The 12943-nt window shown below is 69.3% G+C and carries 11 protein-coding genes and 1 pseudogene; 10 read left to right on the top strand and 2 right to left on the bottom strand.

Features of this window, described 5'->3' with window-relative positions; all coding sequences use genetic code 11:
- The first annotated feature begins 439 nt into the window (after window positions 1–439).
- Genes OJJOAM_RS16190 through OJJOAM_RS16180 form a run of 3 tightly spaced genes read left to right on the top strand, consistent with a single transcriptional unit; the run spans window position 440 to window position 2107 of the window.
- Complete coding sequence (locus OJJOAM_RS16190) at window positions 440–1300, top strand: hypothetical protein (protein WP_422650384.1); 861 nt, start codon at window positions 440–442, stop codon at window positions 1298–1300.
- 13 nt (window positions 1301–1313) lie between these two features.
- Window positions 1314–1658 carry a BON domain-containing protein gene (locus OJJOAM_RS16185; RefSeq protein WP_422650383.1) on the top strand — a complete coding sequence of 115 codons (345 nt, stop codon included), beginning with the start codon at window positions 1314–1316 and terminating at the stop codon, window positions 1656–1658.
- Window positions 1659–1672: 14 nt separating this feature from the next.
- Window positions 1673–2107, top strand: coding sequence for a hypothetical protein (locus tag OJJOAM_RS16180; protein ID WP_422650382.1), 435 nt, complete (start codon window positions 1673–1675; stop codon window positions 2105–2107).
- A gap of 103 nt (window positions 2108–2210) precedes the next feature.
- Here OJJOAM_RS16180 and OJJOAM_RS16175 read toward each other — a convergent pair.
- Both OJJOAM_RS16175 and OJJOAM_RS16170 read right to left on the bottom strand, forming a co-directional pair.
- Window positions 2211–3892, bottom strand: a pseudogene (locus tag OJJOAM_RS16175) (ShlB/FhaC/HecB family hemolysin secretion/activation protein).
- Window positions 3893–4101: 209 nt separating this feature from the next.
- A complete protein-coding gene (locus tag OJJOAM_RS16170) occupies window positions 4102–5733 on the bottom strand; it encodes a collagen-like triple helix repeat-containing protein (RefSeq protein WP_422650381.1) in 1632 nt (543 codons plus the stop codon).
- Window positions 5734–6362: 629 nt separating this feature from the next.
- Here OJJOAM_RS16170 and OJJOAM_RS16165 point away from each other — a divergent pair.
- The 7 genes from OJJOAM_RS16165 to OJJOAM_RS16135 all read left to right on the top strand — a co-directional run bounded on the left by OJJOAM_RS16165 (window position 6363) and on the right by OJJOAM_RS16135 (window position 12943).
- A complete protein-coding gene (locus OJJOAM_RS16165; protein ID WP_422650380.1) occupies window positions 6363–7460 on the top strand; it encodes a collagen-like triple helix repeat-containing protein in 1098 nt (365 codons plus the stop codon).
- 361 nt (window positions 7461–7821) lie between these two features.
- Complete coding sequence (locus tag OJJOAM_RS16160; RefSeq protein ID WP_023264562.1) at window positions 7822–8019, top strand: Flp family type IVb pilin; 198 nt, start codon at window positions 7822–7824, stop codon at window positions 8017–8019.
- A gap of 21 nt (window positions 8020–8040) precedes the next feature.
- Entirely contained in the window at window positions 8041–8541 is a 501-nt protein-coding gene (locus OJJOAM_RS16155; protein ID WP_422650379.1) for an A24 family peptidase, read from the top strand.
- 53 nt (window positions 8542–8594) lie between these two features.
- Window positions 8595–9068: a TadE/TadG family type IV pilus assembly protein gene (locus tag OJJOAM_RS16150; RefSeq protein WP_422651066.1), complete on the top strand. Its 474-nt coding sequence runs from the start codon at window positions 8595–8597 to the stop codon at window positions 9066–9068.
- Between the two features lie 109 nt (window positions 9069–9177).
- A complete protein-coding gene (gene cpaB, locus OJJOAM_RS16145; RefSeq protein WP_422650378.1) occupies window positions 9178–10122 on the top strand; it encodes a Flp pilus assembly protein CpaB in 945 nt (314 codons plus the stop codon).
- A 76-nt stretch (window positions 10123–10198) separates the two neighbouring features.
- Window positions 10199–11662 (top strand): type II and III secretion system protein family protein, encoded by a 1464-nt coding sequence (locus tag OJJOAM_RS16140; RefSeq protein WP_422650377.1) that lies wholly within the window; start codon window positions 10199–10201, stop codon window positions 11660–11662.
- 45 nt (window positions 11663–11707) lie between these two features.
- Window positions 11708–12943: an AAA family ATPase gene (locus tag OJJOAM_RS16135; protein WP_422650376.1), complete on the top strand. Its 1236-nt coding sequence runs from the start codon at window positions 11708–11710 to the stop codon at window positions 12941–12943.

Below are 12943 nucleotides of genomic sequence, written 5' to 3'. Positions count from 1 at the left end.
GCCCCGGCCTGCCCTTGCACGGCAGCCGCGCGGCAGGCATGGCTGTGGCGCCCGTCAGCGCCGCGGTTCCGCGCCGCCCGCAGGGGTGGCTGGGGCGTGGCCGTCCCGCATTGCAAATCCAGGCAGTTCCAGCGAGCCAGGTTCGAACCAGTCAGGTTCAAACGAGCCGGTTCCAACCAGCCAGTCCGAACGAGAAAGGGCGCCTCTCCACCGGGGGACGGGAGAGGCGCCAAGCGCGGGCGAGCGGTCAGTCTATCCCGCGTTGCGACAGGCTATCCGCCGCCACACGGCGCGAAAGTCGCCTAGCGCACACAGCCCTCGACGACGGAATGGAAATTGCGTCCCCACGGACATCACCCCCGATTCACGCCGGACCGGACGCGCGGTTCGCGCCGGTCCCCCGCCACAGCATTTGCAACTCTTACCAACGGAGGCAGAGATGAACGATCGCAGCACCAGCCGCCGCGTATGGGATTACCGCCAGCCGTACAGCGCCGAAGATCGGCTCGACCAGCGCGGCTCGCGCCAGGGCAGCCGTTATGCCGAATATGCCGAGGAGGAAATCCGCCAGGGACGCGGTGTCGGCCGGCCCGGCATGCCGCGCTACGGCGGCGGGCGGGACGATCCGTTCGCGCAGCCGCGCCATGCCGAACACGGCTATGGCGCCGGCCACTTCGGTGAGGGCCGCTTCGGCCGCAGCTACGAAGAACCGGTTGGCGACAATCCCTACGGCACCTATCCGTCGACCGGCGAGGTGATGCGCGGCAACCGCGGACTATCGGGGAGCGGCGAACGGCGCGGCAGCGATCTGACCGACAGCCGGCTCTCGCGCGGACAGCGCGGCGGCCCGTGGCCCGATCAATCGCGTACGCCCTGGCGCGATCGCTATGAACCCGACGATCCGCAGACCCGCGCCAATCTCGCCCAGGCCTATGGCATCTCGGATTCGGAGCGGCTCGATGCGCCGTCCTGGCCCGACGAGCGCGGCAGCGGCAATGCCGGCCGGCGCCAGGCCAGCGCGCGGTGGATGGACGAGGGCGGACGCTTCCCCGAAAGCGAGCGCCCGGGACGCGGCGGTCGTCCGTCGGGCTGGCCGGGCGATGACTGGAGCGCCGGCGGCCAGCGGCAATCGCATGGCCGCGACGAGGCCTACGAACGCTTCAGCGGCGCGCCGCAGCGCGTGAACTGGGGGGCAGGGATCGGGCAGCGGCAGCGGTCCCGGCCGCCGCGTCTCGCCCAAGGGCTACCAGCGCAGCGACGAACGGATTCGCGAGGACCTGTGCGAACGCCTGGCGCATGACGACCGACTCGAAGTGCATGACGTCGAGGTGCAGGTCAGCGAGGGCGTGGTCACGCTGACCGGCGCCGTGCGCGACCGCCGCCAGAAATACTGCGTCGAGGACATCGCCGACGACATCTTCGGCGTGCGCGAGGTCCACAACCGGATTCGCGTGCAGCGCGAGGGTGGGCAGGTCGGACAGCGTGCCACCGCTTCCGCGTCGGAAGTCCGGCATGTCAGCGGCATGAGCGCGTCGGGCAGCGCCACCGGCAGCACCGCCAGCAGCTATGTCGGCGGCATGGAGGTCGGCGCGGGCGAAGTGCCAAAGGGCACCGATCCGCACGGCGGCACGACGACGCCGGGCAAGCACGCTACGTGATGGGGAGAGAAACGATGAACCGGAACACCGACAACAAGCGCGGGGATCAGGACGACGCCCGCGACAAGCTGCGCGCGCGCGAGTCCAGCGACGATGTCAGCAACGACAGCGACAACGACAGCGCCAACGACAGCGGCAACGACAGCACTACCTCCAGCGCCGAGGCCCAGCGCGAACGCGAGGTAAGGGAGGAAGCGCGCGCGATTCCGAGTTCGCTCGATCCCGATACGGACATCGAGCCCATCGATTCGGACATGAACCTGGAAGGCCTGCCCGAGCAGGAACAGGACTATCCGCACGACAATCGGACCGAGGCGTTGCTGCCGGAAGAGCAGATCGGCGAGCGCATCGCCGATGCAGCCGAAGGCATCCCCCCGGATACGCCCGCGGACCGCGCCGATCACACTGACCAGCGCGAGGAACGTCCGCCCCGGCACGAGCCCGAGTAAGGCCGGAGCGCTGGCCGAGGCGGTCCGATGATTTGCGATTGGGCCGCCTCGGCATGAGGTCGCTCCGCTTGTTGGCGACGGCGATGGCGAGGGCGAGGCCGGCTCAATCGAACTGATATGACCAGCTCGCGTTGATGCGCGGCGAGCGGCGCTCCGCATTGATCGGCTTGTCGCCGACGGGCTGCGCGAGCGACAGGTCCAGCGTGTAGTAACGCCGGTCCGAGAATCGCACGCCCAGCGCCACCGACGACAGCGAGCGGTGCGTCAGCGAGTAGCTGTTCGAATAGACCCGCGCGACGTCCGCCAGCACATACGGTTGCAGCGTCTTCAGGTAGGTCATGTCCATGCCGAACAGCCGGCTGATCTCCGCCGACGCGCCCCAGCCCTTGTCGCCCGCCACTTCGCCGGCGGGATAGCCGAGCCCGAAGAACCGTCCGCCGAAGCTGATCTGCTCGCTCGAGGCCAGGCGATCGCCGCTGTACTGGCCGGCGGCCGACACCGCCATGCCGAAGCCGAAGGGCAGGTCGGTCGCCTGCGACAGCAGCAGCCGCGTGCGCAGGAAGCTCAGGTCGTTGGCATTGTTCTCGCGGCGCGCGCCGAGCGCGTCGACGCCCTTGTACAAGCCGAGCGTGGCGCTGCGCGACACGCGCTTCCTTGCGCTGGACATAGGCCAGCTCCGCGTTGACGACCCGCACATTGGTGCCGATCGCCACCGAGCGATCGGTGCCGGCCTGCGTATAGCGCTCGAACTGGTCGGTCCCGTAGAGGCCGCCGCTCAGCGTCAGCGAATGCCGCGCACTGAGCAGAAGCGGATAGCTCAGGCTCGCGCCGAGCCGCTTGTTGTCGTTGACGTAGCGCCGATTGAAGCCGATCTGCTCGAGCGTGGCGTTCTGCGGCACGCCGCGATAGTGCGAGGCGTTGACGCGCGCGACCAGCCCCTCGGTGCCGATCGGTTGCGCGTAGCCGAGCGCGTAGTACTCCTCGTCGTCGCGTCCCTTCGGGAACAGCGCCGATACCGTCAGCTGCTCGCCGAGCGGTGTCAGGCCGCTGGCCGTTGCCGTGGCAATCGCCCGCACGCCGGGCGACATGTAGTCGACGCCGGTGCCGAAGGCGATCGGCTTGCGCTTGACGTCGAGCACCATTTCGCTGGCGCCGTCGGTGGTGGTCGGCGGCTGCACCGTCGCGCCGACCTGCACGCCCGGCTGCAGGCCCAGCACGCTGGAATAACGGTCGAAGCTCGCGCGCGTCAGCGGCCGTTCTTCCTTCAGCCGTTCGGCGATCGCGCGTAGCCGATTCTCCAGCGGCCCCGGATTGCCGCGAATGGTCACGCGGGCGACATAGCCTTCGACGACGGTGATCAGCACATTGCCGTTTTCGAAGGACTGCGCGGGAACGAAGGCGAACGACAGCGGATAGCCCTGCTGCTGGTACATCTCGGTGACCGCGTTGGCGGCCTGCAGCAGTTCGGCAACCGTGATTTCCTTGCCGGCCAGCGGCTTGAACTTGTCGGCGATCTGGTCGAAGGGCAGCGTCTTCGCGCCCTCGATCTGGAAGCGCGTCGGCGTCAGCCTTGCCGACAGCAGATTCTGCAGGGCAGGGTCGGGACGTTCGACCTGTACCTTGACTTCCCCCGGTGGGCTTGGGCGGCGCGATCTTCGGCAGCGTTTGAGTCGGGTCCCCCTGGACCGGGCTGCGCGGATCGGCGGCCAGAACTGGATGCATGCCGCCATGCCAGGCACCGAGGCCGAGCAGCAGCATGGCGACGCGAGTGTGCGTGCGCGACATGGTCAATCCCCTTTCACAATGAAACCGATGCGGCTGTGGAAGCCGGATCTCCACCGGCGCGCAGGCTGCCGCTGCCTGCGCGCTTATCGAAGTGGAGTCCGGCTGTACTGCAAGGCTGAGTGAGGCGATGCGCGGGATTTGCCGTGATCGACCGAGGCGGCCGATCTGCGGCGTATCCCCTGCGCATCAAGCGGACATCAAGTCCCCCCTCAGCGGCGACCCCCCAGCAGACCGCCGACGGTGCCGAGCACACCGCCGACAATGCCGCCGACTGCGCCCGTGACCGGACCGGTGGTCGCGCCGCCGCCAGTGCCCGGCGCCGGAGCCGGAGCGGGCGCGGGAGCCGGCGCCGTGCCGCCACCCGTGATGCCGCCGGTCACACCGGCGACCACGCCGCCGACCAGATTGGTCACCGGAGCGAGCGGACCGCTGCCGGCACCGCCGCTATTGCCGCCGGTGAGGCCACCGGTCAGCCCGCCGACGAGGTTGGTGACCGGAGCCAGCGGACCGCTGCCGGCGCCGCCGGTATTGCCTCCGTTGTTGCCACCGGTGAGGCCGCCGGTGAGACCACCGGTCAGCCCGCTGACGAGATTGGTGACCGGAGCCAGCGGGCCGCTGCCGCTGCCGCCGTTGTTGCCGCCGGTCAAGCCGCCGGTCAGCCCGCTGACCAGGTTGGTCACCGGCGCCAGCGGACCCGTGCCGCCGTTGCCGCCACCGGCGAGTCCACCGGTCAGGCCGCTGACCAGATTGCCGACCGGTGCCAGCGGACCGCTCGGGGTCGTGCCCGGCGCATGCACCGCGCCGCCCAGCGCGGCAACCGTGTTGCCCGCACCGGTCACCACGCCGCCCACGCCGCTGACGACCGGCGTGTTGGTCTGCTGCAGCTTGCCGCCCAGTTGCGCCACCGTGCCGCCGACCACGGTCAGCAGGTTGTTCACGGGCTGGCCGAGTCCGGTCGTCGCGCCCAGCGATTGCGTGGTGCTGGTCAGCTGCGAGGTCAGCGGCACGATCGCGCGGCTGACGCCGCTGGTCAGCTGCTCGACCGGGCCGGTCGACAGCACCGTGCCCACCGTGCCGCCCAGCGTCTGGACGCCGGTGCCGACCTTGTCGACCAGCGCGCCGACCGGCGACGTCACCGCGCCGAGCGGCGACAGCGGACCGGTGCCCAGGCCGGTGACCGCGCTGCCGACCTGCGTGACCGCGGTACCGACATGGGTGACGACGTTGCCGGTGCTGGCCACGGTGGTGCCGATCGGATTGGCGGAGTTCGGGATGTTGCCCAGGCCGTCCTTCAGTCCGGTGCCCAGCGAGTCGACCGCGTTGCCGACCGACACGAGCGCGCCGCCGACACCGTTCTGCGTCTGGTCGGGGACCACGGGCAGGTTGGCGTTCTGCAGTTGCTCGCCGACGCCGCCGACGACGTCGCCGACCTTGCTGACGAGGCCGCCGGTCTGGTTGACGATCTCTCCGGTCGGGCTGCGTACCGGCGTGCCGCCACCGCCGCCGCCACCATCGCCACCACCACCACCACCAGTGCCACCATCGCCGCCGCCGGTACCACCGCCGCCGCTGCCACCACCACCAGTACCGCCGCCACCGGTACCGCCACCCCCGGTGCCACCACCGCCGCTACCGCCACCATCAGTACCACCGCCACCGCTTCCACCACCGGTCCCACCTCCGTTCGGGCTGCCGGTGCCGCCATTGGTGTCACCGACCGTGCCGCCTCCCTTGCTGCCCGTCCCCATCGAGGTCGAGCCGCTGCCGCTCGCGCAACCGCCAAGCAGCAGCAATGCGCTGAGCAGCGCCGTGGCGGTCAAGGTTGTCTTGGTTTTTTTCATCATTGATCCCCTGGTCAACAAGTGTTCTCGTGTTTGACGTTCCCGAGTTGAAAGGCATGGGGCGCGTGGCGCCGCCGTGCTGCTGTCACAAGCGCAAGCGGTGTGCCACTGAAGGACCACTCGTGCGCCAGGCGCATGGCGAAGCGCGTTGCCTTGCTCGAAAGCCTTGTGCAGCAACGGTTTGCGGGAAATAGGGGTTGCCGGACGAAGCGCGGGCAAGGCCATGCGCGCAGCGTGTGGCGGCGTTACGCGTTACGTAACGCGCTACGGCCTGAACGGAACATCGAAGGGGATTGGCGATGGCGCGCGCCGCGGGCCGGCGCCGTGTTCGCGAGTGTCGGCGTGTGGCGATGGGCGCCGTAACACGTTACGTAGCACGTAACGTCGAGAAGCGAGGCAAAGCGGCCTCGCATCGCCTCATTTCCAAGCAGAGCTCTCACCCGCAAAGGCGCGCCGCACAAGGCTTTGCGGGTAATGCGCGTGGCTGCGCAGCCGGCATGATCCGCATCGTTTCTCTCCATGGCACACGCCTTGCGGACCAAGGCGTCGAGTCCCCGCTGCACGGGGACCGCCGGCACCACGGGACAGGTCAGGGTTCCGCGCCGGTCCGATCCACAAGGAGAAACACAATGAAGCGGACGAATTCGACACGACGTGCGCCGGCGATGATGGCGCTGGCGTGCGCATGCGTACTGGGGATGATGGCGGGCTGTTCGTCGAGCGGTTCGGGTAGCGGCACACGGCCGCCTGCGACGACGCCGCCTCCGAGCGGTGGCGGCGACGGTGGTGGCGATGGTGGCGGCTCGCCGCCGCCGACCACGTCCAAGCCGACCACGCCGACGGGCCAGGTCGCGGAAGGTGCCGGCAATACGGTGACGGCGACCGGCAATGCGATCTCCGAAATCGGCAAGCAGATCCAGGGCGCCAATCTGCCGATCGTCAGCGACGCAACGGGCAACGCGACCGGCCAGGTGGTCGTCGATGCCGGCAACACGGTGGCCGCGCTGGGCGCGGGCGTGCGCGATGGCCTGGGCAAGATGGGCGCGGTGGACAACCCCGTCGGCGTGACCGTGGCCAGCACCGGCAACGTCGTCACGCAGGCCGGCCATACCTTGTCGAGCACGGGCGATCTGGTGACCTCGCTGGGCAAGGACCAACTGAAGGTGCTGTCGCCGGTGACCACGCCGGTGGGCGCGGTGGTCAATCACGTCGCCGGCGGCGTGCAGCAGCTGGGCGAGAAGCTGGGCGACAAGCTGTCGACCGGCCCGGTCGCGCAGCTGACGGGCCAGGCCAGCAAGGTGATCGTGCCCCTGACCAGCAAGCTGACGGATACCACGCAGGCGCTGGGTGCCACCACGCGTCTCGGCGCGCCGGTCGACAACCTGTTGACCAAGGTCGGCGGCGTGGTCGCGCATACCGGCACGCACCTGAGCGCGACGAAGGCGCCGGTGGTCGGCCCGGTGGGCGGTGTCGTGACGGAAGTCGGCAGGACCGTGGCCGCAGCGGGTGGACTGGTCCACGGTGATGGCAATGCAGGCAGCGGTGCGGGCAATCCGCTCGGTGGCCTGCTTGGCGGTCTGCCTCTCACCCAAACGGGTGGTCAGGCGGGCAGTGGTTCTGACAAGGGTGCCGGCAGCGGCAAGACCGGCGGTGTGTTGGCACCGGTCGGCGGGCTATTGGCACCTGTGACCGGCCTGGTCGGCACGCTCGGAGCGCTTGGGCGCTAAGGCGGTGTCGACTGCTGCCATGGCACCAGTCCGGGGGCCATGCCAGGCAGCTTGACGGTGCGCAGCCGGACGATCCCCGCGGCTGCGCATCTTTTTTATCCAGGGGGAGCGGAAAGACCGTCCGCCATCCGTAGTAGTCCTAATGCATGAGCCGACAGTAGGAGCACTGTCAATCGGGGCAACTGAAAACTTTTGTCAAGACCGCAAACGGATGTAGCTGAAATTAAAAAATTCCTTTATAAAAACAACACGGATACTTGCTGCACGAGATCAGCCAAGCCATTAGAGCCGGGCGATCGCGCGGATCGACGCGGTATCCAAAGTGTTGGGATAACTAGCAATACAAGAAGGAGCGGTCATCATGAAACAGGGGTTCTTGCGTTTCATTCGGGACGAACGGGGTGCGACGGCCATTGAATATGGTCTGATCGCTGGTCTTATCGCGTTGGCGGTTGCCGGGGGAGCCAAGATGCTCGGCGACAATCTCGACGACGCGTTCGACAGACTCGCAACGAAGGTGCAAACCATCATTGCACCGACTCAGGCCTCTGGCAGCTGACGGAAATACCGACCGCCTTCCATGGCATTCATCGTTGCGCTGCTCAGCGCGACGGCCCTTTGGACTGATCTTCACTACCGCAAAGTACCGAACCTCGCATTGGCGCTTGCGCTGATTGCGGGAGCTCTCGTGTCGGCGCTCGGCTACGACTCGTCGTTGCCGCTGGCGGCGCGCCTGCTCGGCTTCGCGTTGGGTTTCGTCGTCATGCTGCCCGCTTATCTGTTCGGCCGCATGGCGGCGGGCGACGTGAAATTCTTCGCGGTGGTAGGGCTGTTTGTCGGGCCGTCGGGCCTGCTGCCGGTCTGGCTGACCGGGACGTTGCTGGCATTCGTCCATGCCTGTCTCGTTCTTGCCTTTCGCCATGCCGATGCACGTGGTGGTGTCATGGCCGCGGTCGGCCAATGGCCCAGGCGTATGCGCTGGTTTGCCGCCATGACCGACCAGTCGCGCGGCATTCCTTATGCCGCTTATCTCGCCGTGGGTGTGCTCCTATGGATATCGGTCGGTCAGGGCCATTCCTGAAGGGCGGAATGCGCCACCGGTTGGCGCAAAGATAAAAGCAACCGGGTTTGTCTATGAAACAGGGGCGAAGGGGAATCGTTCACCGGCATGGCCGCGAGCGGGGGATTGCTGCGCTCGAATTTGCGGTGGTGTTGCCGGTGCTGCTCGCGCTGCTGCTGGGGATCGTCTATTACGGCATGATCCTCGCGCTCGAGCAGATGCTGACGCTCGCGGCGGCGGAAGGTGCGCGCGCGGCCCTGCGCTATCCGAGCGGCGCGCCCGACGGCAGCCTCGACGCCACGCGGGACCTCCGCGTGGCCGCGGCCGCCAATACCGCCCTGGCCACGCTGCCAGCGACCCTCCAATCGAAGCTGGCCTCCCGTGACGACATCGCGTCCGCCAGCGACTGCGCCGCGCCCGCGGACACCGTCTGCGTCAGCGTGACGCTGCGCCTTCCCGCTACCAACATCCTGCCGCGCGTGCCCTTCGTGCCGATGCCCGACACGCTGATGGGCAGCGCCGTCGCGCAGCTGGCGCCGGACATCTGAGCCGCGCCATGCCACGCCTCCTGTCGCGCCCCTCATCGGGCCCCTCATCGCTGCCTTTATCGCGCCGATTTTTCACCGCCACCGACGCGCCGCGCACCAGGACATCATCATGACCAGCAAACAGATCCGAATCGTCGCCATCGTGCTGCTGGCCCTGGCCGCGCTGCTGGCGCTGCTGGCCTGGCAGGTCGGCCGCAGGACCGCCAGGCCGCCGGCGCCGCCGTCCTCGTCGCCATCGGCGATGCATGCGGTCGTGATCACCACCAAGGCGGTCGAGGCCGGCAAGCCCCTGAGCGCCGATGCGTTGAAGATCGAAATGCTGCCGATCGATCCGACCGGCGGCTACGAGTCGCTGGATGCGGTGGTCGGCCAGATTCCCGTGGTGGCGCTGGGCGCCAATGTGCCGGTGCTCGAAAGCCAGCTGGCGGGCGGCCTTGCCTCGCAGGTGCCCGAAGGCGAGCGCGCGGTGGCGATTGCCGTCGACGAGGTCATCGGCGTGGGGCATCGCGTGCGGCCCGGCGATCTGGTGGATGTGTTCCTCGTGCTTCGGCGCGACAGCCAGGAAATCGAAGGCAGTCAGGCGCGTCTGCTGCTGTCCCGGCTGCGCGTACTGGCCTATGGCGTGCAGGCGGTCAACGACACGCGCGGCGCGGCGCCCGATCAGATGATGAACCGCCGCGAGGGCGCCAAGACCGCGGTGCTGACGGTGCCGCTGGCGCAGGTCAGCAAGCTGACGATGGCGCAGCAGGCGGGCCGCCTGGTGCTGGCGCTGCGCAATCCGCACGATGACGGCATGCCGAGCGAGACGCTGTTCGCGGAGCCCGCGCCGGCCGTCGCCACGCGCGGCGGCGGGCTGGCCAGCGCCGATGCGCTCGAGCCGGCCGACCGCGCCGCCGCCGGTGTCGCGCTGGCGGGCCTCGCCGGCGGCGCCGCGAAGCCGCGTGCGCCCGTCGCCCGCCCCGAGCCGCCGCAGATTGCGCAGGCCAGGCCCGCTGCCGCGGCTTCGCCCGCCGGCGTCGAAGTGATCCGCGCCGGCAAGCGCGCCATCGAATAGGGACACGACGATGACCTCCCTGCTGCCGACGGCGCGCCGATCCCGCTTCCACGCCATTCCCGCTCTGTCTTTCCCCATGAAGTCATTCCACCGGCTGCACCGGCCGCGCGCGCTGACCGCGCTGCTGCTGGCGGCAAGCTTTCTTGGCACCGCGCCGCTGGGCGCGCAGCCTGCGCCATCCCGCGCGCAGGCAAGCGCTCCGGGCAGCGCGCAGGGCAGCGCTCAGGCCGGCGATCAAGTCAGCGATCGCGCCGAGTCCACCGCGCAACGGCCGTCGCAGCGTGTGACCCTCGCCGTCGGCGCCCAGCGCGAAATCCGTATCGGCCGGCAGCTCGAACGCATCGCCATCGGCAACCCCGACGTCGCCGACGCGCTGCTGCTCAAATCGCGCGGCGCCAGCACCGCCGTGCTGCTGGTCGCGCGCAAGCCCGGCAATACCGATCTGATGGTGTGGCCGTCCGGCGAGGCGCCGATCCGGTACGCGGTGCAGGTCGACGCGATGGCCTCCGATGGCCAGGGCGCGCAGATCGACGTCGCGGGGCAGGGCGCCATCATCCGCGGCCAGTCCGCCGATGCCGCCGTCGCCGCAGGCGCGCAACAGGCGGCGCGCGCGACGGTGGGCAACGGTCCGGTGATCGACCGCTCGACCCTGCCGGTCAGCGGCACCGTGCAGGTCGACGTGCGCGTGGTGGAGATCAGCAAGAACGTGCTGAAGCAGGCCGGCTTCAATTTCTATCGCAACCGCTCCGGCTTCGCGTTCGGCAGCTTCTCGCCGTCCACGCTGACCAGGGCCAGCTTCACGCCGCGTCCCGATGGCAGCAGCACCGGCGGCGGCCTGGTAACCGAAGCCACCGCGCCCATCAGCAGCGCCTTCAACCTGGTTGCGGCGTCGATGAGCCACGGCATCTTCGCCAACCTGAGCCTGCTCGAAGGCAACGGCATGGCGCGCATCCTCGCCGAGCCGAGCCTGGTGGCGCTGTCCGGCCAGAGCGCCAGCTTCCTGGCCGGCGGCGAGATCCCGATCCCGGTGGCGCAGGCGCTCGGCACCACCACGATCCACTACAAGCAGTTCGGCATCGGGCTGACCGTCACGCCGACGGTGCTGTCGCCGGACCGCATCGCGCTGAAGGTCGCGCCCGAGGCGAGCGATCTCGATCCCTCGCGCGGCATCGTGATGAATGGCGCGACGATTCCGGCCATCGTCACGCGCCGCGCCGATACGACGGTGGAACTCGGCGATGGCGAGAGCTTCGTGATCGGCGGCCTGGTCAGCCGCAATACGGTCAGCAATATCGACAAGGTGCCGGTGCTCGGCGACCTGCCGCTGATCGGCGCCTTCTTCAAGAACCTGAACTTCCACCAGGAAGACCGCGAACTGGTGATCATCGTCACGCCGCACCTGGTGCGTCCGCTGGCGAAGAGTTCGAGCGCGGCGGCGAGGGTCGGGGCCGACGGCCGCACCTCCGCCAATCCACCGGTCTGGGGCAAGTTCCTCGGCGGCGAACTGGTCGATCCGGCGTTGCCGGGCTTTTCGAGGTAGAGGAAGGCATGGACATGACGCTGCCCCCCCATCGATGCGGCCCCCGTGGCCAGCAATGCGACCTTCCTGTTGAACACCACCGGCGAGGCGCCGCGGCGCTGGCTCGAACGCGCGCTGGCGCCGCTCGGCCAGGTGCATGCGGTCGATGGCGTCGACCCGTCGCGCGACGGCATCGTCGAGCGCATCGGCACCGCCAATCCGGGCATCGTGTTCCTGCATTTCAGCGCGGAGCATGCCCAGGCCTCGACCCGGCTCGGCCAGCAACTGGCCCGTCTGTTCCCGAACCTGCCGCTGGTCGCGCTGGGCGAGGCGCAGGAGCCCGAGCTGATGCTGGCGGCGCTGCGCGCGGGCGTGAAGGATTTCGTCGACATGCGCTCGCCCGCCGCCAATGCGATCGCCACGGTGCAGCGGCTGCTGGCCACGCGCGAGGTCGTGCAGCCGGCGCGCCGCGGCAAGGTGCTGGCGGTGCTGGGCGCGCGGCCCGGCGTCGGTGCGACCACGCTGGCCACCAATCTCGCCGTGGCGGCGCGGCGCCGGCAGAACGGCGAGGTGCTGCTGCTCGATCTCGGCCTGCCGGCGCGCGACGGTGCGCTGTACACCAACGTCGCGCCGGGCTTTCACTTCGTCGAGGCCGTGCGCAATCTGCGCCGGTTCGACCAGGTCTTCGTGCAGACCGCGCTGACCCGGCATGCGGGGGGCGTCGCGGTGCTGCCGCTGCCGCAGACGCTGGCCGAGCTGCGCGACATCTCGTTCTCGGAAGCGCTGTCGCTTCTCGGCACGCTGCGCAGCCACTTCGATCTGCAGGTGATCGACCTGGGCGGCTTCAGCAATCTCGACTTCATGGCCCAGCTGATCAAGGTCGCCGACGAGGTGCTGGTGGTGGTGGAGCAAAGCGTCGCGGCGATCGTGTCGGCGGCCGAGCTGCTGGAGGAACTGGGCCGTCGCGAGGCGGGCCGCGAGTCGATGCGGCTGGTGGTGTCCCGCTATCAGGCGCGGCTCGGCCTCGACGCGGAGCAGATCGCGCAGCGGCTCGAGCTGCCGCTGGCCGGCACGTTGCCCGATTGCCGCGAGACGATGCTGGCCGCGATGAACAGCGGCGTGGTGCTGGCCGACCGGCAGCCCGCCGCCCCTTACGTCCGCGCGCTGGCGCCGATGCTGGAGCGCCTCGGCTACCGCTGCGAAGCGCGCGCCGCGGGCCCCGGATGGCTGGAACCGATCACGCAGGCGGTGCAGCGGCTGCGCGTGAGCCATGCAGCAGGCAAGAACAAGGCAGACCATTGA

The sequence above is a fragment of the Cupriavidus sp. H18C1 genome (assembly GCF_049311595.1).
GTDB classification, from domain to species: Bacteria; Pseudomonadota; Gammaproteobacteria; order Burkholderiales; family Burkholderiaceae; genus Cupriavidus; species Cupriavidus cauae.
The sequence above is the reverse complement of the archived record's forward strand: the minus strand, read 5'-3'. Positions and strand labels throughout refer to the sequence as shown.

Excerpts from the sequence above, each read along its gene's own strand:
- OJJOAM_RS16170 (WP_422650381.1), bottom strand. The coding sequence starts at position 5,733 with ATGAAAAAAACCAAGACAACCTTGACCGCCACGGCGCTGCTCAGCGCA.
- OJJOAM_RS16155 (WP_422650379.1), top strand. The coding sequence starts at position 8,041 with ATGGCATTCATCGTTGCGCTGCTCAGCGCGACGGCCCTTTGGACTGAT.
- OJJOAM_RS16160 (WP_023264562.1), top strand. The coding sequence starts at position 7,822 with ATGAAACAGGGGTTCTTGCGTTTCATTCGGGACGAACGGGGTGCGACG.
- OJJOAM_RS16190 (WP_422650384.1), top strand. The coding sequence starts at position 440 with ATGAACGATCGCAGCACCAGCCGCCGCGTATGGGATTACCGCCAGCCG.
- OJJOAM_RS16165 (WP_422650380.1), top strand. The coding sequence starts at position 6,363 with ATGAAGCGGACGAATTCGACACGACGTGCGCCGGCGATGATGGCGCTG.
- cpaB (WP_422650378.1), top strand. The coding sequence starts at position 9,178 with ATGACCAGCAAACAGATCCGAATCGTCGCCATCGTGCTGCTGGCCCTG.
- OJJOAM_RS16150 (WP_422651066.1), top strand. The coding sequence starts at position 8,595 with ATGAAACAGGGGCGAAGGGGAATCGTTCACCGGCATGGCCGCGAGCGG.
- OJJOAM_RS16140 (WP_422650377.1), top strand. The coding sequence starts at position 10,199 with ATGAAGTCATTCCACCGGCTGCACCGGCCGCGCGCGCTGACCGCGCTG.
- OJJOAM_RS16180 (WP_422650382.1), top strand. The coding sequence starts at position 1,673 with ATGAACCGGAACACCGACAACAAGCGCGGGGATCAGGACGACGCCCGC.